At 72.6% G+C, this 22,834-nt stretch carries 23 protein-coding genes and 1 tRNA gene; 14 read left to right on the forward strand and 10 right to left on the reverse strand.

Going from position 1 to position 22,834, the window contains the following annotated elements; translation table 11 throughout:
- Positions 1-225, forward strand: a 225-nt coding sequence (locus RBXJA2T_RS20465) for a hypothetical protein (RefSeq protein ID WP_009858648.1), incomplete at its 5' end; no start/stop codon positions are given.
- A gap of 68 nt (positions 226-293) precedes the next feature.
- Positions 294-1,262, forward strand: a complete 969-nt coding sequence (locus RBXJA2T_RS16950; protein ID WP_009858649.1) for a tripartite tricarboxylate transporter substrate-binding protein — start codon at positions 294-296, stop codon at positions 1,260-1,262.
- On the opposite strand, the gene RBXJA2T_RS20260 is transcribed toward RBXJA2T_RS16950, so the two are convergent.
- Both RBXJA2T_RS20260 and RBXJA2T_RS16955 read right to left on the reverse strand, forming a co-directional pair.
- Entirely contained in the window at positions 1,231-1,458 is a 228-nt protein-coding gene (locus RBXJA2T_RS20260) for a hypothetical protein (protein WP_138938916.1), read from the reverse strand. The genes RBXJA2T_RS16950 and RBXJA2T_RS20260 overlap by 32 nt on opposite strands.
- A gap of 42 nt (positions 1,459-1,500) precedes the next feature.
- Positions 1,501-1,758, reverse strand: a complete 258-nt coding sequence (locus RBXJA2T_RS16955; RefSeq protein WP_009858651.1) for a DUF2249 domain-containing protein — start codon at positions 1,756-1,758, stop codon at positions 1,501-1,503.
- Between the two features lie 72 nt (positions 1,759-1,830).
- On the opposite strand from RBXJA2T_RS16955, the gene RBXJA2T_RS16960 reads away from it, so the two are divergent.
- The 6 genes from RBXJA2T_RS16960 to RBXJA2T_RS16980 all read left to right on the forward strand — a co-directional run bounded on the left by RBXJA2T_RS16960 (position 1,831) and on the right by RBXJA2T_RS16980 (position 4,845).
- A complete protein-coding gene (locus RBXJA2T_RS16960; protein WP_009858652.1) occupies positions 1,831-2,442 on the forward strand; it encodes a cytochrome c oxidase subunit 3 in 612 nt (203 codons plus the stop codon).
- Positions 2,439-2,714: a cytochrome C oxidase subunit IV family protein gene (locus RBXJA2T_RS16965; protein WP_009858653.1), complete on the forward strand. Its 276-nt coding sequence runs from the start codon at positions 2,439-2,441 to the stop codon at positions 2,712-2,714. The genes RBXJA2T_RS16960 and RBXJA2T_RS16965 overlap by 4 nt, the downstream gene beginning before the upstream one ends.
- A gap of 68 nt (positions 2,715-2,782) precedes the next feature.
- The gene (locus tag RBXJA2T_RS20540) at positions 2,783-2,938 is read left to right on the forward strand and encodes a hypothetical protein (RefSeq protein ID WP_009858654.1); all 156 of its coding nucleotides are present in this window, start codon (positions 2,783-2,785) and stop codon (positions 2,936-2,938) included.
- A gap of 198 nt (positions 2,939-3,136) precedes the next feature.
- Positions 3,137-3,592 (forward strand): hypothetical protein, encoded by a 456-nt coding sequence (locus RBXJA2T_RS16970; protein ID WP_009858655.1) that lies wholly within the window; start codon positions 3,137-3,139, stop codon positions 3,590-3,592.
- On the forward strand, positions 3,579-4,106 hold the full coding sequence (locus RBXJA2T_RS16975) for a hypothetical protein (protein ID WP_009858656.1): 528 nt from the start codon (positions 3,579-3,581) through the stop codon (positions 4,104-4,106). The genes RBXJA2T_RS16970 and RBXJA2T_RS16975 overlap by 14 nt, the downstream gene beginning before the upstream one ends.
- Before the next feature lie 43 nt (positions 4,107-4,149).
- Positions 4,150-4,845, forward strand: a complete 696-nt coding sequence (locus RBXJA2T_RS16980) for a flagellar basal body L-ring protein FlgH (protein WP_009858657.1) — start codon at positions 4,150-4,152, stop codon at positions 4,843-4,845.
- A 156-nt stretch (positions 4,846-5,001) separates the two neighbouring features.
- Here the strand turns inward: RBXJA2T_RS16980 and RBXJA2T_RS16985 are convergent, their stop codons facing one another.
- Positions 5,002-6,519: a choice-of-anchor I family protein gene (locus tag RBXJA2T_RS16985; RefSeq protein ID WP_009858658.1), complete on the reverse strand. Its 1,518-nt coding sequence runs from the start codon at positions 6,517-6,519 to the stop codon at positions 5,002-5,004.
- A 292-nt stretch (positions 6,520-6,811) separates the two neighbouring features.
- On the opposite strand from RBXJA2T_RS16985, the gene RBXJA2T_RS16990 reads away from it, so the two are divergent.
- Positions 6,812-8,368: a methyl-accepting chemotaxis protein gene (locus RBXJA2T_RS16990; protein WP_009858659.1), complete on the forward strand. Its 1,557-nt coding sequence runs from the start codon at positions 6,812-6,814 to the stop codon at positions 8,366-8,368.
- Positions 8,369-8,422: 54 nt separating this feature from the next.
- On the opposite strand, the gene RBXJA2T_RS16995 is transcribed toward RBXJA2T_RS16990, so the two are convergent.
- Complete coding sequence (locus RBXJA2T_RS16995) at positions 8,423-10,906, reverse strand: adenosylcobalamin-dependent ribonucleoside-diphosphate reductase (protein ID WP_009858660.1); 2,484 nt, start codon at positions 10,904-10,906, stop codon at positions 8,423-8,425.
- Positions 10,907-11,330: 424 nt separating this feature from the next.
- On the opposite strand from RBXJA2T_RS16995, the gene RBXJA2T_RS17000 reads away from it, so the two are divergent.
- Positions 11,331-12,668: an NAD(P)/FAD-dependent oxidoreductase gene (locus RBXJA2T_RS17000; protein ID WP_009858661.1), complete on the forward strand. Its 1,338-nt coding sequence runs from the start codon at positions 11,331-11,333 to the stop codon at positions 12,666-12,668.
- Between the two features lie 12 nt (positions 12,669-12,680).
- Positions 12,681-13,016 carry a hypothetical protein gene (locus RBXJA2T_RS17005; protein ID WP_009858662.1) on the forward strand — a complete coding sequence of 112 codons (336 nt, stop codon included), beginning with the start codon at positions 12,681-12,683 and terminating at the stop codon, positions 13,014-13,016.
- Between the two features lie 10 nt (positions 13,017-13,026).
- On the opposite strand, the gene RBXJA2T_RS17010 is transcribed toward RBXJA2T_RS17005, so the two are convergent.
- Positions 13,027-13,611: a lipocalin family protein gene (locus RBXJA2T_RS17010; RefSeq protein ID WP_009858663.1), complete on the reverse strand. Its 585-nt coding sequence runs from the start codon at positions 13,609-13,611 to the stop codon at positions 13,027-13,029.
- A 116-nt stretch (positions 13,612-13,727) separates the two neighbouring features.
- Here RBXJA2T_RS17010 and RBXJA2T_RS17015 point away from each other — a divergent pair, with 116 nt between their 5' ends.
- Positions 13,728-15,746 carry a DEAD/DEAH box helicase gene (locus tag RBXJA2T_RS17015; protein ID WP_009858664.1) on the forward strand — a complete coding sequence of 673 codons (2,019 nt, stop codon included), beginning with the start codon at positions 13,728-13,730 and terminating at the stop codon, positions 15,744-15,746.
- A gap of 13 nt (positions 15,747-15,759) precedes the next feature.
- Positions 15,760-16,866, forward strand: a complete 1,107-nt coding sequence (locus RBXJA2T_RS17020) for a hypothetical protein (RefSeq protein ID WP_138938917.1) — start codon at positions 15,760-15,762, stop codon at positions 16,864-16,866.
- A 4-nt stretch (positions 16,867-16,870) separates the two neighbouring features.
- Here the strand turns inward: RBXJA2T_RS17020 and RBXJA2T_RS17025 are convergent, their stop codons facing one another.
- Positions 16,871-17,920 (reverse strand): NAD(P)-dependent alcohol dehydrogenase, encoded by a 1,050-nt coding sequence (locus RBXJA2T_RS17025; RefSeq protein WP_009858666.1) that lies wholly within the window; start codon positions 17,918-17,920, stop codon positions 16,871-16,873.
- Positions 17,921-18,041: 121 nt separating this feature from the next.
- Here RBXJA2T_RS17025 and RBXJA2T_RS17030 point away from each other — a divergent pair, with 121 nt between their 5' ends.
- Positions 18,042-18,686, forward strand: a complete 645-nt coding sequence (locus RBXJA2T_RS17030) for a DUF2242 domain-containing protein (protein ID WP_237704899.1) — start codon at positions 18,042-18,044, stop codon at positions 18,684-18,686.
- Positions 18,687-18,784: 98 nt separating this feature from the next.
- Here RBXJA2T_RS17030 and RBXJA2T_RS17035 read toward each other — a convergent pair.
- The 4 genes from RBXJA2T_RS17035 to fdxA form a co-directional block, all read right to left on the reverse strand.
- Positions 18,785-18,860: transfer RNA gene (locus RBXJA2T_RS17035), tRNA-Asn, on the reverse strand.
- 36 nt (positions 18,861-18,896) lie between these two features.
- Positions 18,897-21,059, reverse strand: coding sequence for a TonB-dependent siderophore receptor (locus RBXJA2T_RS17040; RefSeq protein ID WP_009858668.1), 2,163 nt, complete (start codon positions 21,057-21,059; stop codon positions 18,897-18,899).
- A gap of 305 nt (positions 21,060-21,364) precedes the next feature.
- The gene (locus RBXJA2T_RS17045) at positions 21,365-22,453 is read right to left on the reverse strand and encodes an NAD(P)/FAD-dependent oxidoreductase (protein WP_009858669.1); all 1,089 of its coding nucleotides are present in this window, start codon (positions 22,451-22,453) and stop codon (positions 21,365-21,367) included.
- Positions 22,454-22,476: 23 nt separating this feature from the next.
- Entirely contained in the window at positions 22,477-22,800 is a 324-nt protein-coding gene (gene fdxA / locus RBXJA2T_RS17050) for a ferredoxin FdxA (RefSeq protein ID WP_009858670.1), read from the reverse strand.
- Between the last annotated feature and the right edge of the window lie 34 nt (positions 22,801-22,834).

Below are 22,834 nucleotides of genomic sequence, written 5' to 3' on the forward strand. Positions count from 1 at the left end.
GGCGGCAGCGGCGTCGGCCTGGGCGTGACGCTGCCGGTGGGCTCGCTCGGGGGCGGCGGCTCCGCGGTGCGTTACGCCGCCGAGGCCCGCGTCAGCGAAGTCGCCGGCGGCCGACTGCAGTGGAGCGCACGCGCCGGCTCGGGCGCGTCGGGCGACGCCGGGGGGCAGCTCGACGCCCTGGCGCGCCGGCTGGTCGACGCGGCGGCCACCGCCGGGCTGTTCTGAGCCTCGGCGCCGGCCGCGTGCCGGTGCCCCCTGACGACCCCACGCCGCGATCCCGAAGACCGATGCCCATGCCGAACCGCCGCCGCATCCTCCAGTCCCTGGCCACCGTCGCCGTCGCGGCGCCCTGGGTGGCACGCGCCGAAGGGCGCACGGTCCGCCTGCTGGTCGGGTTTCCGCCCGGCGGCGGCACCGACGCCATCGCGCGTGTGCTCGCCGAACGGCTGAAGGACGAGCTCGGCGCCCCGGTCATCGTCGACAACCGGCCCGGTGCCGGCGGCCAGCTCGCCGCGCAGGCGCTGAAGGCGGCCGCGGCCGACGGCAGCACCTTCCTGCTGTCGCACGACCACACGGTGTCCATCCTGCCGCTGGTGCTGCGCCAGCCCGGCTTCGACCCGGCGCGCGACTTCGTGCCGGTGGCCGGCTTCGCGAGTTTTGCCAACGCCTTCGCGGTGTCGGCACGCACGCCGGCGCGCAGCCTGGGCGAGTACGTGGCCTGGGTGCGCCGCGAGGGCGGCGGCCGCGGCGCCGTCGGCATCCCGGCCGCGGCTTCGGTGCCGGAGTTCCTGGTCCGCATCGTCGCCGAGCGCAACGGCCTGGATCTCGTCGCCGTGCCCTACCGCGGCAGCGCGCCGATGATGGCCGACATGCTCGGCGAGCAGATCACCGCGGGGGTCGGGTCGGTGCCCGACTTCATCGAGAACCATCGCCACGGCCGGCTGCGCGTGGTCGCGGTGATGGGCACCCGGCGCATCGCCCAGATGCCCGAGGTGCCGACGCTGGCCGAGTCGGGCGTGGCGGGTTTCGAGGAGCTGCCGTACTACGGTGTCTTCGCCCCGGCCGCCACGCCGCGCCCGGCGCTGGACGGCTTCGCCGCAGCGCTGTCGCGTGTGCTGGCGCAGCCGGCGGTGCACGAACGGCTGACGGCGATGGGCTTGTCGGTCGGCTTCATGGAGCCGGCGCAGCTGGAGGCGCGTGAACGCGCCTACCGCGCGGCCTGGGCTCGCATCATCGCTGCCAGCGGCTTCCAGCCGCAGTGATCGCCGCCGGCCGCCGGCGTGCGGCCGCGCGTTCGCGCAGCTCGCAGGCCAGCGCGCTGGAGCCGGTGACCGCGACCGAGGTGCCGAACGCCAGCGGCCACCAGGAGCCGCTGGCCGTGCTCAGCGCCGCGCCGGCGAGCACCCCGGCCAGCCCGATCGCGTAGTGGTGCAGGGCAGGGCAGAACAGCAGGTTCATCGTCGTTCTCCTCGGCGGGTGGCCGCCTTGCGGCGGCCGCGTTCAGCTGACCAGGAAGTCGATGACCACCGCGCCCGGGGCGCGCTGGCGATAGGTGGCGCGCACCTGGCCGCGGTAGTGCTGCTCGATCTGCATCAGCAGCGGCAGCGGGTCGTGGTCGTTGGCGAAGCGCATGGTCTCGCCGGGTTCGAGCGCGTCGAGCGCACCGAAGATCGCGGCGTGGCGGAAGCGCTTGGCGATGCCGCGCGCATCGAAGACGTGGATGCCGTCTTCGGACGGGTTGGAGCAGGAACAGGACATCGGGTCGGCCTCTGTTGAAGGCGCATTCAGCGTATTGCTTCGGACTGATCAAATCCTTAAGATGCTTCAACTATGCAGCTTCAAGCCGTCCTGCCGCCCGAGGCCCGCAGCCGCGCGGAACCCGCCGCCGAACCCCGGCTGACCGGCGACCTGGCGGTCTGGCTGGTCATTGCCGCCGAGCTGCTGACCTTCGGCCTGCTGTTCGTCTCCTACGCCTTCGCCCGGCTGCGCGAGCCGGAGCTGTTCGCGACGCTGCAGGCGACGCTGGACCTGGACCGCGGCGCGTTCAACACCGTGCTGCTGATCAGCGGCAGCGCCGCCGTAGCGCATGCGGTGGCGGCGCTGGACGCCGGGCGCACGGCCGGCGCCCGCCGCTGGCTGGCCGCGGCGCTGGCCTGCGGCGCGCTGTTCAGCGTCCTCAAGCTCGACGAGCTGGCCGCCAAGGTGGCCGCCGGCGCCGACCTGTCGGCCAACACCTTCTGGATGTTCTATCTGGTGCTGTCGGGCTTCCACCTGCTGCACGTCGTCGCCGCGATGGTCTTCCTGGCCGTCGTCTGGTGGCTGGCCGGGCGCGGCGCCTACGGCCCGGGGCGCACCCACGTGCCCGAGACCGCCGCGGCGTTCTGGCACATGGTCGACCTGCTGTGGATCGTGCTGTTCCCGCTGCTCTACGTGCTGCGATGAAGCTCTCGCGCATCGATCTCGTCTGGGCGGCGCTGCTGGCCGCCACCGCCACCACCTGGGCGCTGGGCGAGTCCGGCGGCGGCGCGGCGTGGTGGCCGATGCCGCTGGTGTTCACGCTCGCCGCCGCCAAGGCCGCGGCAGTGGCGCTGGACTTCATGGGCCTGGCCGGTGCGCCGCCGCTGTGGCGCCGGCTCGTGCTGGGCTGGGTGTTCGGCGTCGTCGTGCTGGTGCTGCTGGCCTGGTGGCTGGGCCGCGGCGCCGTCTGCGCATGACCCGAATGCGGGGGTGACCCCGGGGCGCGGGGTTCCGGGCCGCCGGGCGCGGCGCAACGATGCAGCGCATGGACACGCCCAAGCCCGAATCCACCGCCGGCCAGGTCCCCGCCTCGGCCCGCGCCGCGCTGGCCGCGCTCGCCGAGCTGCGCGACGAGCTCCAGAAGATGCACGCCGAGCTGGAGTACCTGCGGCTAATGCTGCGGCTGGGCGCCCGCGACTGAGGCGCGCACCTCCGCGAACGTGACCGATTGCGACCGGAGATCACCTCCGGGTGATATTCGGAAATATCCCGTCGAATATCGTCGTGGCGCCGTCATGAATATCTCCGGAAACTCGATATAGGTGGTTTTCGGGGGGGCTATTCGAGGTTTTCGGGGGTGATCCGATAGTTAATCTGAGGGCACTTGGAAGGAGTGCCCATGAGTACCATCGGATCCCTCGCGACGGCCTACATCAATCCCCGCAGCGACGTCGGCGCATACGAGCGCAACGTCAAGGCCTTCGGCCCCGTCGTGGCCACCGCGATCGGCGCCGCCAACGCCGCCGGCAGCGCCTGCGGCGCCACCTGCTCGTTCAGCCGCGACGCGCTCGACGCGCTCGACGACTGGGTCGACGATGGCGTCGACGCGGTCGCCTCGCTGGGCGCGACGCTCGCCGGCGCCGCCGACGCGCTGCAGCAGGGTGTCGCCGACACCGTCGGCGGCGTCGTCGACACCGTGTCCGACGCGGCCGATGCCGTCGGCGATGCCTTGCAGGGCGTGGTCGACACGGCGTCGGACGTCGTCGGTGGTGTCGCCGACGCGGTCGACACGGTGGCCGGCTACGCGGCGATGGGCGTGCTGTCGGTCGGGCAGGCGATCCATGAAGCGGTCTGAACTAGCCGCCGCCGCGACGCTGCTGCTGTCGGGTTGCTCGCTGGTCTCGCCGCTGCCGACGCTGGAACTGGCGAAAGCCGCCGGTGCGGCCGTGCAGCATGCCGTGCTGTACGGCCCGAGCGAGGCCCGGCATACCGTCTTCCACGAGCCGCTGGCGGTCTCGGCGCTGTGCATCGAATATCGCCCGGACGCCCAGATCGTCGATTTCGTGCCGTCGCTGCAGGCCGAACTCAAGGCCCGCCGGATCGACAGCCGGGTCTACGAGGAAGGCACTCCACGGCAGACCTGCGACGCCTGGCTGAGATATACCGCGGCCATCGCCTGGGATACCACGCCATTCGCCGCCGAATACCGTCCCTACCTGCGCCAGGCCTCGCTCACGCTGCAGACCTCCAGCGGCCGCACGCTGGCCACCAGCCAGTACCGGCTCGAAGGCCTGCTCGAGGCCGGCAAGTGGTCCTCGACACGCGACAAGCTCGCCCCCGTCGTCTCGGCGCTGCTCACCGGGGCCTGACCCCGAGCCTGTGCCCCGCACCCCTGTTTCCGAGGAGTTCCAGATGAATCGCCCGACCGCCGTCCTGCTGGCCGCGGCCGCCGCCGTGCTCGGCGGCTGTGCCGCCCCCTCGCCGAGCACGCTCAGCGTGCCGACCGCCGTCACCGCGGTGGCGCCGCCGTCCTATGTCGAGCGGGCGGCCACCGGCTCGCTGTTCCAGCCCGGCGCGCCGATCGCGACGATGTTCTCGGGCGAGAAGCGCCCGCGCTCGATCGGCGACACGCTGAAGGTCGAGATCGACGAGCGCCTAGCGGCCAACCAGAAGGTCACCACCAACACCAGCCGCGAGAACAAGATCGCGACCAAGGGCCCCGGCACGGACTCGCAGAACGTGCGCGGCGCGCTCAGGAGCCTGCTCGACCTGGACGCCCAGGCCGGCGGCAGCGACTCCTTCGTCGGCAAGGGCTCGACCGAGAACTCCAGCCGCTTCAGCGGCCGCATCGCCGCGTCGGTGGTCAACGTGCTGCCCAACGGCCACCTCGTCGTCGCCGGCGAGCGCAGCATCGCCTACAACGAGGGCGTGACGACGCTGCGCTTCTCCGGCGTCGTCAATCCCGACGACATCAAGGCCGGCAACGTCGTCGCGTCGGCCGACATCGTCGATGCCCGGCTGGAGGCGGTGGGCCGCGGCGGTGTCGCCGACACGGCGGCACGCAGCTGGATGCAGCGTGTGCTCAGCAAGGGGCTGGCGATCTGGTGACCGGGGCGGGGCCGTCGCGGCGACGCCGGGCGCACCGGGCGCGCGCCACTGCCTGTTTCTTGAGCAATCCAGGGAAAACCCGCGGGGCACAGTCACTTGCGTGCCGCGCCCCCGGGTTGTCCACAGGGATACCCAGTGCCGCCGGGGACAGTCTCGTCAGCGGCGCCGGCCGTCCTTCGGCGCGATCTCGTACAGCGTCGTCGTGTCGCTGCTCTCGTGCGCCACGGCCAGGTAGTGGCGGCCACGGGCGTGGAAGGCGTGCAGGCCCTCGGGCGAGACGTCGCCCTCACCGAGCACCATGCCCAGATAGACCGGGGCCGTCGGTTCGCTGACGTCGAAGGCGGCGATCGCCGCCTTCTTCGTGCGCTCCAGGCCGACGAAGGCCAGCGTGCGGCCGTCGACCTCGAGCAGCGCGACGCCCTCGGGCTCGACGCCCTTGTTGTCGCTGCGGCCGTCGTCGTAGACACCGAGGCGGATGGCCTCGGCGTCCAGCAGGCTGCCGCTGTCCCAGACCAGGCGGCCGTCGGCGTCGCGGATCGAGATCGAGCGTGCGCCGAAGGCCACCAGATGCTGGGGCGTCGACGTCACGTTGTCGTAGGTCAGGCGAAACAGCTCGGCGGGGCCGGTGGACGGCACGAGGCGCGCGGCGTCGCTGCTGCCGGCCGAGCCGCGGCGCTCGTCCTCGCCGTCGGCGCTGCCGTTGTCGCGTGCATCGCCTTCGTTGGCCATCACCAGGTAGCTGCGGCCGCGCACGCGGTAGCTCGCGATCGAGTCGGGCTGGTACAGGCCGAAGACCGGCACCGGGCGCAGGAAGACGCCGTTGTTCGTCGCCGGGTCGGCCGGGTCCCGGTCGTTGGGGTCGATGCCGTTGCCGGGCAGGCTGAAGTCCTTCTCGCCCAGGCCGACGATCTTCACGAAGCGCCGGGCCTGGATGTCCAGCAGCGCCAGGCCGTTGGCCTCCTGCAGCGTCACCCAGGCGCGGCGGCCGCTGGCGTCGACGGTGATGTACTCGGGCTCGGGGTCGTAGGCGCTGTAGCTGGCGGGCTGGGTGGCGCGCGTGCCGGTGGCCGGGAACAGGCGCAGCTGGTCGTGGCCGGGGATGTCGGCCGTGATCGGCAGCGTCGTCACCGAGCGCTCGACGATGTCGACGATGCTGACGCTGCCCACCGGGTCCTCGGCGCTCAGGCCGGCGGGGGTCGGGCGCGGGTTGGGCGTGCCTTCGTTGGCGACGAGCAGCGTGCGGCCGTCGGGCGCGAAGGTCAGCATGTCGGGCAGCGGGCCCACCGGGATCGGGTGGCCGAGCTGCGCGCGCGTGCGGGTGTCGAACAGCACGACGCTGCCGGGCAGCGTGCGGTCCTGGCCGTTCTCGACGGCCAGCGCGGCGACGCCGCGCGCGATGGCGACGCTGTTGACGGCCCCCAGGTGCGAGACGTCAAGGTGCGCGACGAGCTGGCCGCTGGCGCGGTCGAGCACGTCGACACCGACCACGCCGGCGACCCACAGCGTGTCGCTTCGGGCGTCGTGGGCGACGATCTCGGCCTTCTGGCCGGGCACGCCGGTGGCGGCGTGGGCGTACTGCCAGACGCGCTGCAGCGCGAAGTCGGCGGCCTGGGCCGGCAGGGCGGCGGCGAAGGCGAGGGCGGCAACGGCGGCCAGCCGGGTCGGTGTCAGCATCGTGGGGCTCTCGGGAGGTCGAAGACGACCGCGCAGCGTGCCCGGCGGGGATGGCAGTCCCGTGACGGCCGGCATCGCGGCGGCCCCTCGCCCGCGGGGTGCCGTTCGTGCCGCGCGTCACGCTGCAGGCGCCGGTGACGCGAATCCATCCCGTCGACAGGGGAACGATGTGCGGCAGGTCGCACCCGGGCGCTCAACTCCGCCCCGCCGGCCGCCGAAGCACCGTCATCGGCGCTCCAGGTTCGGCGAGAACCGCGGTGCGCAGCAGTCCGCGTCAACCGGAGATCGCACGATGAAGACCTGGAGCGACTTGCGCATCGGCCTGAAGCTGGGCATCGGCTTCGCTGTCGTGATGGTGGCGACGGCCGTCGTCGCCGTGTTCGGCCGCTATGCACTCGAAGGCGTCGGCGGCCAGGTGCACGAGCTCGTCGAGCACCGGCAGGCCAGCGTCGGCATGGCGCGCGACGTGAAGGACGAACTCAACGTCGTCGCGCGCGGCGTGCGCAACGTCGCGCTGCTCGATGATCGCAAGCAGATCGACGCCGAGATCGAGCGCATCCGCGGTTGCGAGACGCGCATCGCCGGCCTGCTGGAACGCCTGAAGGCCGGCGACCAGGACGGCGAGGGTGCCCGGCGCCTGGACGCGGTGATGGCGTCGCGGGCGGCCTACACGCCGGCGCTCACCCAGGCGCTGGAGCTCGCCGCCGCCAACCGCAGCGACGAGGCGCGCGACCTGCTGCTCAAGCAGGTGCGGCCGGTGCAGGCGGCCTATCTGAAGTCGCTGGACGCCTTCGTCGAGCACGAGGTCCAGCGCATGCAGGCCAGCGCGTCGGCCACCGAGGCGGCCATCGCGCGCGCCGGCAGCGTGATGCTGCTGGTCGCGCTGGCGGCGCTGGGCTGCGGCAGTGCGCTGGCCTGGCTGATCACGCGCAGCGTGACGCGGCCGCTGCGTTCGGCGCTGCAGGTCACCGAACGTGTCTCCGCCGGCGACCTGTCCGGCCCCGTGCCGGCCGGCAGCGCCGACGAGCTCGGCGTGCTGCTGCGTTCGCTGGACGGCATGCAGGCCAGCCTGCGGCAGCTGGTCGGTGGCGTGCGCGGCAACGCCGAGAGCGTGGCCACGGCCAGCGCCGAGATCGCGCGCGGCAACCAGGACCTGAGCCAGCGCACCGAGGAGCAGGCCGGCGCGCTGCAGCAGACCGCGGCGACGATGGAGCAGCTCGGCGCCACGGTGCGCCAGAACGCCGCCAGCGCACGCGAGGCCAACACGCTGGCGCACGGTGCCTCGCAGGTGGCGCTGCAGGGCGGCGCGGCGGTCGAGCAGATGCAGGGTTCGATGAAGAGCATCACGGCGTCGTCGCGCGAGGTCGCCGAGATCGTCGGTGTCATCGACGCGATCGCCTTCCAGACCAACATCCTGGCGCTGAACGCGGCGGTGGAATCGGCGCGCGCCGGCGAGGCCGGGCGCGGCTTCGCGGTGGTCGCCGCCGAGGTGCGCACGCTGGCGCAGCGCAGCGCCGAGTCGGCGCGCCAGATCCGCACGCTGATCGGCCAGAGCGTCGAGCGCATCGAGCAGGGCGCCGTGCAGGCCGAACGTGTCGGCCGCACGATGCACGAGGTGGTGCAGGCGATCGGCCGCGTGACGACGGTGATCGAGTCGATCAGCGCCGCCAGCACCGAGCAGAGCGACGGCATCGACCAGGTCGGCCACGCCGTCGGCCAGATGGACACCGTGACGCAGCAGAACGCCGCGCTGGTGGAGGAGAGCGCCGCAGCGGCCGAGAGCCTGCGCGTGCAGGCGACCCAGCTGGTCGGTGCGGTCTCGCGCTTCCAGCTGCCGCAGGCGGCCTGAAACGACAAAGCCCGCCGGGCGGCGGGCTTCGTGTTCAGGTGCGCCGGCCGGCGCTCAGCCGCAGGCGCCGATGTGGCCGCAGTTGGTGCACTTGGTGCAGCCGTCGATGTGGTGCATGTCGTGCGCGCCGCACTCCGGGCACTTGGCGCCGGTGCCGGCGGCGAACTGCATGCCGGCGGCGGGCTTGGTTGCCGCCGCCGTCTCGGCCTCGGCCGGGGCCGGCGCGGGCGGCGCGAAGCCGGCGGCGTAGGCGCGCGCCAGTTCACGCACCGGCACCTGCGCGCCCGAGGCGGTGAGGTAGCCGCGCGCGTGCAGCAGCTGCTGCACCGCGTAGGCCAGCGCCGCGACCTCGGAGTCGTGGAAACGCGGGATCTGCGTGCCGTCGCCGCGCACCAGCATGCCGCTGCGCACCGCGCCGTTGGTCCAGGCGATCTCGCGCAGGTTCTCCAGCGCCTTCTCGATCGACGCGCCGGAACGCGCGGCCAGCGACAGCAGGCGCATCGCGCCGTCCAGCCACTGGTCCTGCTCGCCGAGCAGCAGGAACTCGACCGGGCGCTCGATCGTCACCTTCTGGCCGTCGATGACGCCGTCCACCGGCAGGAAGCCGACGGTGACGTACATCGAACGCTTGCCGGCCTGGGTCCACATCTCGACCTTCTCGGTGACGCTGGAGATGCGGCCCACCGGGCGGCCGACGTGTTTGGTCAGCGGGTCCTCGTCGCGCGGCGCGGCCGGCGTGGCGGGCGCAGCGGCCGGCGTGCCGACCGACAGCACCGAGCCCAGCACCGAGTTCGGACGGTAGGTCGCCAGACCCTTCAGGCCGGCCTTCCAGGCGTCGAGGTAGAGGTTCTGGAAGTCCTCGTACGGGTAGTCGGCCGGCACGTTGACCGTCTTGCTGATCGAGGTGTCCAGGAAGGGCTGCACCGCCTCGAGCATGCGCATGTGGTCGTTGGCCGACATCTCCAGCGCGGTGACGAACTGCGGCGGCAGCTTCGTCACGTCGCCGCCGAGGTGGCGGAACAGGCGCCAGGCGCGGTCGGCGACCTCGAAGATGCGGTGCGAACCGTCGGCTTCGCGCTTCTTGCGGTTGTAGGTCCAGGAGAACGGCGGCTCGATGCCGTTGCTGGCGTTGTCGGCGAAGGCCAGCGAGATCGTGCCGGTCGGCGCGATCGCCAGCAGGTGGCTGTTGCGGATGCCGTGCTTGCGGATCGCCTTGCGGATGGACTCCGGCAGGCGCTTGGCGAAGCCGCTCTTCAGGTACTTGGTCTTCTCCAGCTTGGGGAAGGCGCCGCGTTCGACGGCCAGGTCGACCGAGGCCAGGTACGAGGCGTCACGCATGGTCTCGGCGATCTTCGCGGCCAGCGCGCGGCCTTCGTCGCTGTCGTAGCGGATGCCCAGCATCACCAGCGAGCTGCCCAGGCCCAGGAAGCCCAGGCCGACGCGGCGCTTGGCGGCGGCTTCGGCGCGCTGCTGCTCCAGCGGCCAGTAGGTCGCGTCGAGCACGTTGTCGAGCATGCGCACGCCGACCCGCACGACGGCGGCGAAGCCCTCGAAGTCGAAGTGCGCGTCGTCGGAGAAGGCGCCGACGACATGGCGCGTCAGGTCCACCGAGCCCAGGCAGCAGCAGCCGTAGTCGGGCAGCGGCTCCTCGGCGCAGGGGTTGGTGGCCTCGATCGTCTCGCAGTAGTGCAGGTTGTTCTCGCGGTTCATCTGGTCGATGAACAGCACGCCCGGCTCGGCGTGGTCGTAGGTCGACCGCATGATCTGGTCCCACAGGTCGCGGGCCTTGACGCTGCGGTAGACCCACTTGCCGTCCTCGCGCTGGCGGGCGCCGGCGGCGACCAGCTCCTCGTGCGGGCGCGCGGCGTGAACGAGCTCGAACTCGGCGTCGTCGATGACGGCCTGCACCAGCGCGTCGGTGACGCCGACGCTGATGTTGAAGTTGCGCAGCTCGCCCTTGTCCTTGGCGTGGATGAAGGCCTCGATGTCCGGGTGGTCGCAGCGCAGCACGCCCATCTGCGCGCCGCGGCGCGCGCCGGCGGACTCGACGGTTTCGCACGAGGCGTCGAAGACACGCATGAACGACACCGGGCCCGAGGCGCGCGAATGCGTCTGCGTCACCAGCGCGCCTTGCGGGCGGATGCGGCTGAAGTCGTAGCCGACGCCGCCGCCGCGGCGCATCGTTTCGGCGGCTTCGGTGACGGCGGTGTAGATGCCGGGCTTGTCGCCCTCGTAGCCGGTGATCGAGTCTCCGACCGGCTGCACGAAGCAGTTGATCAGCGTCGCCTGGATGTCGGTGCCGGCGGCCGACATGATGCGGCCGGCGGGCACGAAGCCGCGCTGCATCGCCCAGAGGAACTCGGCCTCGCGCGCGGAGCGTGCGTCCTCGGCCTCGATGGCCGCGAGCGCGCGGGCGACACGCGCCTGCACCTGCGCGATGTTCTGTTCGTCGCCCTTGGCGTACTTCTCCAGCAGGGCGACGGTGGCAATTTCCTGGGGTTCCAGGGCATCGAGCAGGTGTTTGTCGGGTGCGTTCATCGGCAACGGAAACGGCAACGCCGCGCGGCACGCGGCGTGGGGTTGATGGATTCGGGGGTCGGTTGCGGCGGCGTCGTCGGAGAGGGAAGGAGACGACCCGCCACGGGCTGCCGGACCTCGGGCACCGGTTGCTGGGCAACCGGCAGACCCTCGAGGGCGCCGGCCGGGCGCGTCGGGAGCGGGCGGAAGTTTAGTCGATGGGCTCGCGCCGCGACGCGCGGCCGCGAGGTCGCCGACTGCTTCGTGAAAAGGTCTTGACGCCCGGCGCCGAACGTGCAGGCCGGCCCCCCTGCGAGCCGACCGGCCTCCCTCTCGGGTTAGCGATAGATACCAGGCGGGGTATCGGGACTAAGATGCTCTCGTGTGTAACAGCTTGTCGCCCGTCGTGCGCCAGCCACGCGTGAGGCGGCCTGAGGAGAGCTCCGTGAAGCAGCCGCGAAATCTCCCGATCCAGCCTCCCGACGCGGGGCGCCGCCGCTGGCTGGCCGCCGCCGCCGGCCTGCCGGCCGCGGCCGCCCTGGTGCCCCGGCCCGCCACCGCCGCCCGGATCCCGACGCGCGCCCACGTCGTCATCGCCGGCAGCGGCTTGGGCGGCATCGCGGTGGCCAACCGCCTGAGCGCGGCGCTGGACGGCGTGCGCATCACCATCGTCGACCGCAAGGAGGAGCACAACTACCAGCCCGGCTACACGCTGGTGGCCACCGGCGTCTGGCCCGTGTCCAAGGTGCGAGACCGCAATGCCGACTTCCACCCCGAGGGTGTCGAGTGGGTGCGCGACATGGTGGCCGAGTTCGACCCGGCGTCCAACAGCGTCGTCACCGCCGGTGGCCAGCGCATCGGCTACGACTACCTCGTCGTCGCCACCGGCGTGCACCTGGACTACGCGCAGATCGAGGGCATGGACGTCGCCGCGATCGGCCGCCACGGGCTGGCCAGCGTCTACAACGGCCCGCAGGCCGCCGAAGCGACCTGGGGCGCGATGCGCGAGTTCGCCGAACGCGGCGGCGAGGCCTTGATGACGCTGCCGGCGACGCCGCTGAAATGCGCCGGCGCGCCGCTGAAGACCACCTTCATGCTGCGCGACCGGCTGCGCCAGGCCGGCACGCTCGAGCGCAGCCGGGTGAGCTTCATGTCGGCGCCGAAAAACGTCTTCGGCGTCAAGCCGGTCAACGACAACGTGCTCGAACGCTGGCAGCAGCTGGGCATCGGCGTCGAGACCGAGCAGAAGCTGGTGGCGGTGGACATCGGCGCGCGCCGCGCGAGCTTCGTCGGCGCCGACGGCAGCCGGGCCGAACGCGGCTACGACTTCCTGCACGTCGTGCCGCCGATGCGTGCGCCTGACGTCGTGCGCCACAGCGACCTGGCCTGGAAGGACGGCCCGTTCGCCGCCGGCGGCTGGCTGGAGGTCGACAAGACGACGCTGCGCCACCGCCGCTACGCCAACGTCTTCGGCGTCGGCGACATCAACGGCACGCCGCGCGGCAAGACCGCGGCGACGGTGAAGAAGTCGGCCCCGGTCGTCGTGCACAACCTGGTGCAGCTGATCGCCGGCGCCGAGCCCGATGCCGCGTTCGACGGCTACACCTCGTGCCCGCTGATCACGCGCGAAGGCTCGGCGATGCTCATCGAGTTCGACTACGAAGGCCGGCTGACGCCGTCGCTGCCGATGATCGAGCCGCTGCAGGACAGCTACTTCGCCTGGCTGATGAAGGTGCGGCTGCTCAAGCCCGCCTACCTGTCGGTGCTCAAGGGCCGCGTCTGAAGGGAGAACACCATGTACGAGATCTGGCTTGCCGCGAACATCGTCTGGGAGATCGCGATGGATGCCTGGCCGGCGCTCGCCGCTGCCGCCGTCGCCTGGCTGATCCTGGTGCTGGCGGCCGCACGGCAGCCGCGGCCCTGGGCCGCCGCGCTGCGGCCGGCGGTGCTGCTGGCCGCGGTGGGCCTGCTGCTCGCCTTCCTGGCCGTGCCGTCGCTGACACGCTCCTCGCTGGGCGAACTGCGCTACTGGGTCGACTGGGCCAACCTGCTGGCCATTGCCGCGGGGGCCGGGGCGGCCGTGCTGGCGTTCGCCTGGCCGCTGCTGGCGATGCGCGGCCGCCGCGCCTGAGCGGCCGGGCTCAGGGCGCCGTGTGCCGTGACGGCTCGAAGCGCCCGACGTCCAGCCCCTGCGCCTTCAGGCGCTGCATCAGCGCCTCGTAACGCGCCGGCTCGACCTGCGGCGTGCGCGACAGCACCCAGGCGTAGGCGCGGCGCGGGTCGGTGATCGCCACCAGCGAGTAGTCGGCGTCCAGGTCGACGATCCAGTAGTCGCCCCAGACGAAGGGCAGCCAGGACAGCCACTCGGGCGCGAAGCGAACCTTCAGCGTCGGCGACTCGCGCCCGCCGACCTGACGCGCCTGGCCCAGCGCCTCGTCCATCGTGCCGTCGGCCAGCCGGCAGCGGTTGCGCACCTGCAGCGTGCCGTCGTCGCGCAGCGTGTAGTTCGCGCTGGTGTCGGCCACGCACTGGCGCTGGAAGCGGTTGGGGAAACGCGCGACCTCGTACCAGGTGCCGAGGTAACGCGGCACGTCCAGGCGGTCGATGGTGCGCAGCGCGCCGTCGGCGACCGGGGCGGCGGCGGTGCCGGCCGCCGCGCCGGCGGTGGTTTGGGCGAGGGTGCAGGCCGCGGCCAGCAGCAGCGTGATCAGGGGCTTGTTCGTCATCGGCGTGATCATCGCCGAGCCCGGGGCTCCCGCGCTGGATCACCGTCAACGGCCGCCTTGGGGAACAATCGCGCCCCCGCAGCGCGCCGCAGGCGCCTGCCGCCGCCCCCCGCTGCATGAGTCTTGCCGAGATCCGCGCCGCGCTGGCCGCCGAACTGGCCGCCACGCCGTCCTACTACGACTTCAAGGTCGAGCGCCTGGAGCGCGACGGCGCGCTGTGGCGCGTCACGCTCGAGGCCGGCTATGTCTATGCCGAGGGCCAGCGGCCAGGTGCGGCCTCGGCGCAGGCGCTGCTCGACGAGAGCCTGGATGGCGCCTCGGCCTGGTGGGGCGAGCCGGAGAAGGGCGCCGCCGCGGTGCTGGCCGTCGTCGTCGAGGACGATCAGCTGATCCTGCAGAAGGCCAGCGGCCCGCCGCCCGGGCCCGGGCGGCTGATCCGCGTCTACCCGCCGCGGTTCCTGGATGCGCTGGTCGCCGCCTGGGACGATGGCGAGTGGGCGGCGCGCGCGCTGGCCGCCGAGGCCGCGCTGGCGCGGCCGCAAGAGACCGCCGCGCCGGCGCTGACCGGCGCGCCGTTCCGCTGGTTGCGCGCGGCGCAGCGCCAGGCGCTGGCGCTGCCGCGCTGGACGAGCAGCTTCCTCTGGGGTCCGCCGGGCACCGGCAAGACGACGACGCTGGGCGTGCTGCTGGCCGAGACGCTGGACGCCGAGCCCGAGGCGCGTGTGCTGCTGCTGTCGACGACCAACCAGGCCGTCGACCTGGCCACCGTCGCCGTCGACAAGGCGCTGGAGAAAGGCCGGCGCGAGCGCTGGCGCCCGGCCGTGCGGCGCTTCGGCTCGCGCTTCAACGCGGCGCTGTACGAAGGCCGCGAGCACCTGATCCCGAACGCCGACCGCGCGCTGCTGGCCCGGCTGGCGCGTGCCGAATCCGAACGCCCGTCGGCGCGCGACCTGGACGCGCTGGAGGCCTGGAGCCGGCGTGTCGCCGACCTGCGCGCCGAACTGCGTGCGGCCTCGCTGGCCGTGCTGCGCGCCAGCCGACTGGCGGCGATGACGACGGCGCGTGCCGTCGCGACGCTGAAGACGCTGCGCGAACTGGCCGACGACGGCGCGCCGCCCTTCGACCTGATCGTCTTCGACGAAGCCAGCCAGGTGCCGCTGGCCCAGGCGCTGGCGCTGATGCCGCTGGGCCGGCGCTGCCTGTTTGCCGGCGACCCGAGCCAGCTCTCGCCGGTGCAGCGCGCGCCCGAACGCGAGGCGCGGCGCTGGCTCGGGCGCTCGCCGTTCGCGGCGATGCCGCGCCGTGCGCCGTCGGTCGTGCTGCTGGACGAGCAGTCGCGCATGGCCGGGCCGATCGGCGCGCTGGTCGGCGACCTGTATTACGACGGCGCGCTGCGCGTCGCCGCCGACGCCGAGGCGTCGCCCGGCTGGCAGGCGGCGCGCCGGCGGGTGCTGGGGCCGGCCGGCGAAGACGTGCACGTGCACGTCGAGCCGGTGGCACGCGACGGCGCCTGGTCGGCGGCCTGGCGCGGGCCGGTGCGGCCCGAGTCGGCCGACGCCATCGTCTCGCTGGTGGCCGATACGCTGGCCGGCGGCACCTGGCAGGCGCACGAGATCGTGGTGCTGACGCCGTTTCGCGCCCAGCGTGCGCTGATCCGCCAGCGGCTGGAGGCCGCCGGCGTGGCCGGCGTGCGCGTCAGCACCGTGCACCGCGCCCAGGGCAGCGAGGCCGCGGCGGTGCTGTTCGACCCCGCCGACGGCGGCCAGCCTTTTTTGCAGACCGAGGAGGCGGCGCGCCTGGTCAACGTCGCGCTGAGCCGCGCCCAGGCCAAGGTGCTGCTGTGGCTGTCGCCGGCCGACCGCGCCAACCCGCTGCTGGCGCCGATCGTGCACCGGCTGCGCCTGGCCGGCGACGCGCGCGAGGCGGTCGACCTGCTCGATCTGGCGCGCGCGCCGGACTTCCCGGCCGGCCTCGCCGGACGCCGCGTGCGCGCCGGGCGCCACGTCGGCGAGGTGCTGCGTGTCGCGCCCGACGGCAGCCGCTTGTGGCTGGCCAACGAGCGCAGCGGCGCCGAGCAGGAGATCGACGCCGGCTTCTGGCGCGCCAAGGCGCGTGCCGCCGCCGGCGCTGCGTAGACTGCGCGGCGTCATGCTGCGCCGCGTCTTTCAATGCCTGGCCCTGCTGGCCGTTGCCACGACGGCGCGCGCCGAGCTCGTGCTGGCCGAAGTGCCGGTCGCCGCCGGCCAGACGCGCACGGTGATCGACTTCGCCGTGCCGGCGATGGCCGACGGCGCCTACCTGACGCTGGAGTTCTCGCTGCGGCCGGCGCTGCGCGGCGCACGGCTGCTGCCGCCGTCCGGCCCGCCGCACGAACTGGATGCCGCCGCGCTGAACACGCTGCCGGCCGCCGAGCGCCGCCAGCACCAGCGTGGCGACCTGCATCTGATGAAGCAGCCGCTGCCCGAGCCGGCTCCCGGGCGTTGGCGGCTGGAGCTGCGCCACGAGCCGGCGGCTGCGGCGGCGACGGCCTTGCTGCAGGCGAGCATCTTTGCGCGCTATGCGCTGCAGATGGAGCGCGTCGGCGGCGTGCTGCCGGCGGTCGGCAACGAGCAGGTGCTGCTGCTGTATGCCAGCGAGTACGGGCTGCCGCGGCGCGAGCCGGCACCACGGCTGTTCTCGCTGGGCGCCGACGGCCGCCGACAGGAGATCCGGCTCGTCGAGGCCGCGAGCGAGCGTCAGCCGCTGACCCTGGTCACCGGTGCCTACGTCGGCCGCTTCGTGCCGCAGGTTGCCGGGACGCAGCGGCTGCGGGCCGAGGTCCAGCCGCCGGAGGCGACCCGCCCGGTGCGGGTCGAGCTGAGCTGGGAGGTGCCGGCCGCTCCCGCACCGGCCGAGCTGCCGCTGGCGATGCAGTTCGAGCGCGGGCCCGACGGCTGCTGGCAGCGTGCGCGCTTCGTGCTGCGCTGGGAGGCGAGCCGGCGCGGGCTGCACGCGCTCAACGTTCGCCTGGCCGGGCCGCAGCAGGAGCTGTTCGTCAACGGCAGCGCCGAGGTCGCGCGGCCGGGCCCGGTCGAGCTGGTGGCCGTGCTGGACGCCGCACGCGCCCGCCAGTGGCTGCAGGGTCGGCTGGACCGTGCCGCGGCGGTGACGGTATTGCACGCCGGCGGTGACACGATCGACGCGCTGCTGCTGCGGCGCGACGTGCTGCTGCCCGAGCCGCTGGACGTCGGTGCCGCCTGCAGCGCGGCGCGCTGAAGCCTCAGCCCAGCGTCGCCATGTCGACGACGAAGCGGTAGCGCACGTCGCTCCTGAGCATGCGTTCGTAGGCGGTGTTGATCTCGTCCATGCGGATCGTCTCGGTGTCGCTGACGATGCCGTGCTGGGCGCAGAAGTCCAGCATCTGCTGCGTCTCGCGGATGCCGCCGATCAGCGAGCCGCCCAGGCGCCGGCGCTTGAAGATCAGCGCGAAGACGTCGGGCGAGGGGTGGCGTTCGGCCGGCGCGCCGACCAGCGTCATCGTGCCGTCGCGCTTGAGCAGCGCGAGGAAGGCGTCCAGATCATGCGGTGCGGCCACGGTGTTGAGGATGAAGTCCAGCCGGTCGGCCTGGCGCGCCATCTGCGCCGGGTCTTTGGACACGACGACCTCGTCGGCGCCCAGGCGCTTGCCGTCCTCGATCTTGTCGGGCGAGGTGGTGAACAGCACGACGTGCGCGCCCAGCGCGTGCGCCAGCTTGACGCCCATGTGGCCCAGGCCGCCCAGGCCGACGATGCCGACCTTCTTGCCCGGCCCGGCTTCCCACTGGCGCAGCGGCGACCAGGTCGTGATGCCGGCGCACAGCAGCGGCGCGACGCCGGCCAGCTGCGACTCGGGGTGGCTGATGCGCAGCACGAAGGACTGACGGACGACGATGCTCTGCGAGTAGCCGCCGAAGGTGTTCTCGCCGCCGAAGACCGGGCCGTTGTAGGTGCCGGTGAAGCCGTTGTCGCAGTACTGCTCCTCGCCTTCGGCGCAGGACGGGCAATGGCCGCAGCTGTCGACCATGCAGCCGACGCCGGCCAGGTCGCCGACCTTGAACTTCGTCACCGCCGAGCCGACGGCGGTGACGCGGCCGACGATCTCGTGGCCCGGCACCGAGGGGTACAGCGTGTTCTTCCACTCGTTGCGTGCGGTGTGCAGGTCGGAGTGGCAGACGCCGCACCAGAGGATGCGGATCTGCACGTCCTCGGGGCCGGGTTCGCGGCGTTCGATCGTGAACGGGCCGAGCGGGGCGGTGGCGTCTTGCGCGGCATAGGCCTGGATCGTGGGCATGGCGACTCCTGGGTGTGAGAGTGGGGGCGGCGCCGTCACGCGGCGCTCGTACGATAGCGGCGGCGGCGATGTCGTGTCCTGTCCGGGACAACCGATCCTCGCCCGCGGACGTTGGAGCACGATGACCCAGTTTTTGCCGTTGCCGGCCCGCCATCGGGCCGGGGCCTTCACCCTGCTGGCGCTGGCCGCCGTCGTCGCCGGCTGCAGCACGCCGAACAAGATCGCCACCACGGTCTACCAGAACGAGCACTTCAGGCCCGACGAGACCTATTCGCGCCAGTTCGAGGCCGACGCGCCCACCACCTGCGAGGCCGCGCGGCTGGCGCTGCTGAGCCAGGGCTACGTCGTCACCTCGGCGACGCCGGAGCTGGTGGTCGGCAACAAACGCTTCCAGCCCGATGGCGAGATCCACGTGCAGATCACGTTCACCGTGACCTGCGCGCCGGACCCGTTCTACAAGGCGTCGACGACGGCATTCGTCAACGCCGTCCAGGACCGCTACACGCTGAAGAAGGCCTCGTCCTCGGCCAGCGTCGGGTTGCCGGTGGGCTCGCTGTCGATCCCGCTGTCGGCGTCCGACGACTCGCTGGTCAAGGTCGGCAGCCTGACGATCCCCGCGGGCAGCTTCTACGACCGCTTCTTCGGCCTGGTGCAGCGTTATGTGCGCAGCCGCGTCTGCGGCGGTGAGGAGCGCTGCGCGGCGATCGAGGCGGCCGAGGTGGAAGCCGCCCGGGCCGCGGCGGCGGGCGCGTCCGCGGCGCCCTGAGGCGGCGGCGCCCGAGAGGGCGCGGCAGCCGCTGTCTGCGCCGGCCCCCCAAAAGCCAAAAGGGTCAGCGACTTGCATCGCTGACCCTTCGGTTTGTTTGGCTCCCCGACCTGGGCTCGAACCAGGGACCTACGGATTAACAGTCCGGCGCTCTACCGACTGAGCTATCGGGGAAGGAAGACCAAGAGTATAGCCCGAAAACTCAGTTTGTCAAAACTTGAGTGATGCGCTGGCTCTCCAGGTGCGCGCTTGCAGCGGGTACAGGTAGACGTGGTCGAACTGGTACGGCGACTCCTTCCAGGCCTTGCGGTCGAAGACGTTGTCGACGCCGGCGCGCCAGGTGATGGCGCGGCCGTCGGCCAGCGGCTGGGTCCAGCGTGCGCCCAGGTCGACGCTGGCCCAGCCGGGGATGCGCACGCTGTCGTCATAGGGGAGCACGGCGCGGTCGCTCTCGGCACGCAGGTCGGCCTGCAGCAGCAGGCCGCCGGCCTGCGGCACGCGCCAGTCGGCGCCCAGGCGCAGCGTGCGCGCCGGCACGTTCTCCGGGCGCAGGCCGTCGCTGCTGCCGCGCTCGTGGCGCACGGCGTCCAGCAGCATCGCGCTGGCGCGCCAGTCGACGGCGCCGGTGCGCCAGACGAGGCTGGCCTCGACACCGCGGTGGCGCTGCTCGCCGACGACGCCCAGGCGGCAGGAGTCGTCGACGTCGCCGTCGCAGCCGGCGTTGAGCTCGCCGGTGCGCGGGCGCTCGATCTGGAACAGTGCCACGCTGGCGTCGACGCTGGCCGAGGCGTGCTTCAAGCCGAACTCGCGCTGGCGGCTCTTCAGCGCCGGCAGCGCCTGGCCGGCGTTGACGTAGCGCGGGCGGTTCGGCACGACGGCCGACTCGACGCCGCGGCCCCAGCTGGCGTAGACCATCGTCGCCGCCGTCCACTGCCAGGCCAGCGACACCCAGGGCGTGGTGAAGCCCTGGTCGTAGTCGGTGGCGCGCAGGCTGCCGTCGTCGTCGGCGCTGGTGCGCCAGCTCTCGCGCGCCAGCCGGGTGTGGCGCAGCCCGGTCCACAGGCTCCAGCCGCCGGGCAGCGTCATCGCGTCGCGCACGAAGAACTCGGTGCTGGTCTCGTCGCGGTTGGTGTTGGCGCTCAGGCGGCCGTCCGACGGGCCGGTGACCGCGCTGCCGTCGTCCCGGCCGATGCCGGCCCACTCGTAGACCTGATCCTGGAAGCGTCCGCGATACGCTGCACGAAGCACGCCGGCCTCGATCGCGTGCTCCACGGCCCCGGTTCGGGCGCTGCCGCTGACGGCGAGCTCCAGCGCCTGGCTGTCACGGCGCTCGTTCAGGCTGAGGTACTCGTAGTAGTCGAAGCTGCCGTCGGGGGCGTAGCGATCCGGGAACTCGAGGCTGGGGTCGGGCGCATAACAGCCATAACACGCGTACGGAAACGCGGTGCGGTCGTCGGTCCGCAGCTTCTGCACCATGGCCTGGGCGCGCAGCTGCCAGTCCTCGGTGAGGCGCTGGCGCCAGCGCAGCGACGCGGTGCTGCCTTCCATCTCCACCGGGCCGCCCCAGGGCTGGTGGTTCAGGTTGTTCAGCAGGTCGACGTCGTGCGCGTCGGGCACGACGTCCCCGCGCAGGCTGTAGCCGGCGGCGCTGGGCTGCTGCTGGCGGCTGTGCTCGATCTCGAACTCGGCGACGCTGCCCGGGGTCAGCTGCCAGTCCAGCGCCACGGCGAGCAGGCGGCGGTGGCCGTCGCTGTCGCGCAGCCGCGGTTCCATGTCCTCGTAGGCGGCGTTGACGCGCCAGCCGAAGACGCCGTCAGGGCCGCTGCGGTCGCCGAGGTCGACGGCGGCGCCGGTCGTGCTCGAGCCTTCCCACCAGACGGTGGCGCTGCGTTTGCCGGCCACCGGGCGCTTGACGCGCAGGTTGACCAGACCACCCGGCGCGCTGGTGCCGGCCTGCATGCCGCTGGCGCCCTTGAGCAGTTCGACGGCTTCCTTGTTCTCCAGCGCGAACGCGGTCTCGCCGCTGACCGGCAGGCCTTCGCGGCGCACGTTGAAGCGGTTGTCCAGCGTGTAGCCGCGCACCGACAGCCCGGCCCAGTAGCCGGGCGAGTCGTAGGCCTCGGAGACACCGGCATCGAGCCGCGTGATGTCGCCGAGCCGGGTGACGTTCTCGTCGGCCAGGCGCTCGGCGCTCCAGGTCTGGGCCTGCAGCGGCGTGCGCGCGTCGGTCTGGCCGGGGAAGCCGGCGAAGGCCGGCAGGCGCTCGGCGGCGCCGGTGATGGTGATCGTCTCGGTGCCCTGCGCGTGGGCGGCGCAGGCGGAGGCGAACAGGGCCGCGGCGAGGGCGCAGCGGGTCGGGACGTGGTGTTTCATTGCCATCGGAAAGCCTTGGACGATGGCAGGTCGGCAAACCGGAGCGCAGCACGGCGCAGGACAGCGCCATGGAACCCGTGGTGTGCTTCCCTGCGCGAGCATTACCTCGTGCCGTCCTGTGAGGGACGGGTCGCCGCGTCGGCCTTGCGGCGTCGGCGGGCGATCAGGTTCAAAGGGACTCTCTCAGTCGGCCGTCCGCGGATGGCAGGCGGCCAACACCCCTAGCGAATGCCTCGCGTACCGGGTCGGCTCGCGAAGCGGGGCGGATGATAGCGGCAGCGGCGCGTGCGGCGCGCCGCGCTGTGTCAATCCAGCGACGGCGTCTCGACGCCCAGCAGCCGGTGCAGCTGTGGGCTGGAGGTCGTGTACTGCAGCAGCGCACGGCGCTCCGGGTCCACGTAGGGCACGGCGGCGAAGGCGGCCAGCGTCGCCTCGTGGAAGCCGCAGAGGATCAGCTTGCGCTTGCCCGGGTAGTGGCAGATGTCGCCGACGGCGAAGACGCCGGGCGTGCTGGTCTCGAAGGTCGCCGGGTTGACGGTGACCAGCTTGTGGTCCAGCTCCAGTCCCCACTCGGCGATCGGGCCGAGCTTGGGGCTCAGGCCGTGGAAGACGAGCAGGTCGTCCAGCGCCAGCGTCGTGCTGCTGCCGTCCGGGCGCATCAGCACCAGACGCGCCAGGCGCTCGCCGTCGGTCTCGAAGCCGGTCGGCTGGCCGATGACGACCTCGACGGCGCCCGCGTCGCGCAGCTCGGCCAGGCGGCGCAGCGTGGCGGGCAGGGCGCGGAACTCGTCGCGCCGGTGCAGCAGCGTCACACGCGCCGGGCGGGCGGCTTCGGTGGTCGCGAAGTGGATTGCCCAGTCGAGGGCCGAATCGCCGCCGCCGGCGACGACGACCTGCCGGCCGGCGAAGGCCGCCGCGTTGGCGACGCGGTAGAAGAGCTGCGTGTCGGCGAAACGCTCGATGCCGGGCAGGCGCAGCGCCTTGGGCTGGAAGGAGCCGACGCCGCCAGCGACGAACACCGTGCGCGCGAGAAAACGCGTGCCGGTGCTGGTGGCGACGTCGAAGCGGCCGTCGGCGGCACGTTCGAGCGAACGCACCTCCTGGCCGAGATGCAAGCTCGCGCCGAACGGCGCGATCTGCTGCTGCAGCCGCTCGACGAGCTCACGCCCGGTGCACACGGGCACGCCGGGGATGTCGTAGATCGGCTTGTCGGCGTAGAGCTCGGTGCACTGGCCGCCGACGTGCGGCAGCGAGTCGACGACGTGGGCGCGGATGTCCTGCAGCCCGAGCTCGAAGACCTGGAACAGCCCGACCGGGCCGGCGCCGACGATCAGCGCGTCGGTCTCGATCGGGGGGACAGCGGCGGGTGCGCCGGGCGAGGGGGAAACCGTCATTCGTCCGCCGGGCGCGGCCCGGGTCAGCGCTGCAGGTACTGCAGCTTGTTCTTGCGGTCCTTCCACTCGTCGGCGTCGGGCAGCGAGGCCTTGCGCTTGGTGATGCTCGGCCAGGTCTTGGCGAGCTCGGCGTTGAGCTGGATGAACTGCAGCTGGTCGGCAGGCACGTCTTCCTCGGGCAGGATCGCGTTGGCCGGGCACTCGGGGATGCAGACCGCGCAGTCGATGCACTCCTCGGGGTCGATGACGAGGAAGTTCGGCCCTTCACGGAAGCAGTCGACGGGGCACACATCCACGCAATCGGTGTACTTGCAGCGGATGCAGGAATCGAGAACGACGTGAGTCATTGGAACGGGCTCGGTTGTGATGTCAGGAACTGAC

The sequence above is a fragment of the Rubrivivax benzoatilyticus JA2 = ATCC BAA-35 genome (assembly GCF_000190375.1).
In the GTDB taxonomy this organism is placed as follows: domain Bacteria; phylum Pseudomonadota; class Gammaproteobacteria; order Burkholderiales; family Burkholderiaceae_C; genus Rubrivivax; species Rubrivivax benzoatilyticus.

What these genes read in the sequence shown, in the direction of transcription:
- RBXJA2T_RS16970 (WP_009858655.1), top strand. Translation starts at nt 3,137, where the DNA reads ATGAGTACCATCGGATCCCTCGCGACGGCCTACATCAATCCCCGCAGC.
- RBXJA2T_RS17015 (WP_009858664.1), top strand. Translation starts at nt 13,728, where the DNA reads ATGAGTCTTGCCGAGATCCGCGCCGCGCTGGCCGCCGAACTGGCCGCC.
- RBXJA2T_RS17010 (WP_009858663.1), bottom strand. Translation starts at nt 13,611, where the DNA reads ATGACGAACAAGCCCCTGATCACGCTGCTGCTGGCCGCGGCCTGCACC.
- RBXJA2T_RS16955 (WP_009858651.1), bottom strand. Translation starts at nt 1,758, where the DNA reads ATGTCCTGTTCCTGCTCCAACCCGTCCGAAGACGGCATCCACGTCTTC.
- RBXJA2T_RS16965 (WP_009858653.1), top strand. Translation starts at nt 2,439, where the DNA reads ATGAAGCTCTCGCGCATCGATCTCGTCTGGGCGGCGCTGCTGGCCGCC.
- RBXJA2T_RS16995 (WP_009858660.1), bottom strand. Translation starts at nt 10,906, where the DNA reads ATGAACGCACCCGACAAACACCTGCTCGATGCCCTGGAACCCCAGGAA.
- RBXJA2T_RS17045 (WP_009858669.1), bottom strand. Translation starts at nt 22,453, where the DNA reads ATGACGGTTTCCCCCTCGCCCGGCGCACCCGCCGCTGTCCCCCCGATC.
- fdxA (WP_009858670.1), bottom strand. Translation starts at nt 22,800, where the DNA reads ATGACTCACGTCGTTCTCGATTCCTGCATCCGCTGCAAGTACACCGAT.
- RBXJA2T_RS17025 (WP_009858666.1), bottom strand. Translation starts at nt 17,920, where the DNA reads ATGCCCACGATCCAGGCCTATGCCGCGCAAGACGCCACCGCCCCGCTC.
- RBXJA2T_RS16960 (WP_009858652.1), top strand. Translation starts at nt 1,831, where the DNA reads ATGCAGCTTCAAGCCGTCCTGCCGCCCGAGGCCCGCAGCCGCGCGGAA.
- RBXJA2T_RS16950 (WP_009858649.1), top strand. Translation starts at nt 294, where the DNA reads ATGCCGAACCGCCGCCGCATCCTCCAGTCCCTGGCCACCGTCGCCGTC.
- RBXJA2T_RS16985 (WP_009858658.1), bottom strand. Translation starts at nt 6,519, where the DNA reads ATGCTGACACCGACCCGGCTGGCCGCCGTTGCCGCCCTCGCCTTCGCC.
- RBXJA2T_RS16990 (WP_009858659.1), top strand. Translation starts at nt 6,812, where the DNA reads ATGAAGACCTGGAGCGACTTGCGCATCGGCCTGAAGCTGGGCATCGGC.
- RBXJA2T_RS17040 (WP_009858668.1), bottom strand. Translation starts at nt 21,059, where the DNA reads ATGAAACACCACGTCCCGACCCGCTGCGCCCTCGCCGCGGCCCTGTTC.
- RBXJA2T_RS16980 (WP_009858657.1), top strand. Translation starts at nt 4,150, where the DNA reads ATGAATCGCCCGACCGCCGTCCTGCTGGCCGCGGCCGCCGCCGTGCTC.
- RBXJA2T_RS20540 (WP_009858654.1), top strand. Translation starts at nt 2,783, where the DNA reads ATGGACACGCCCAAGCCCGAATCCACCGCCGGCCAGGTCCCCGCCTCG.
- RBXJA2T_RS17020 (WP_138938917.1), top strand. Translation starts at nt 15,760, where the DNA reads ATGCTGCGCCGCGTCTTTCAATGCCTGGCCCTGCTGGCCGTTGCCACG.
- RBXJA2T_RS17005 (WP_009858662.1), top strand. Translation starts at nt 12,681, where the DNA reads ATGTACGAGATCTGGCTTGCCGCGAACATCGTCTGGGAGATCGCGATG.
- RBXJA2T_RS16975 (WP_009858656.1), top strand. Translation starts at nt 3,579, where the DNA reads ATGAAGCGGTCTGAACTAGCCGCCGCCGCGACGCTGCTGCTGTCGGGT.
- RBXJA2T_RS17030 (WP_237704899.1), top strand. Translation starts at nt 18,042, where the DNA reads ATGACCCAGTTTTTGCCGTTGCCGGCCCGCCATCGGGCCGGGGCCTTC.
- RBXJA2T_RS20260 (WP_138938916.1), bottom strand. Translation starts at nt 1,458, where the DNA reads ATGAACCTGCTGTTCTGCCCTGCCCTGCACCACTACGCGATCGGGCTG.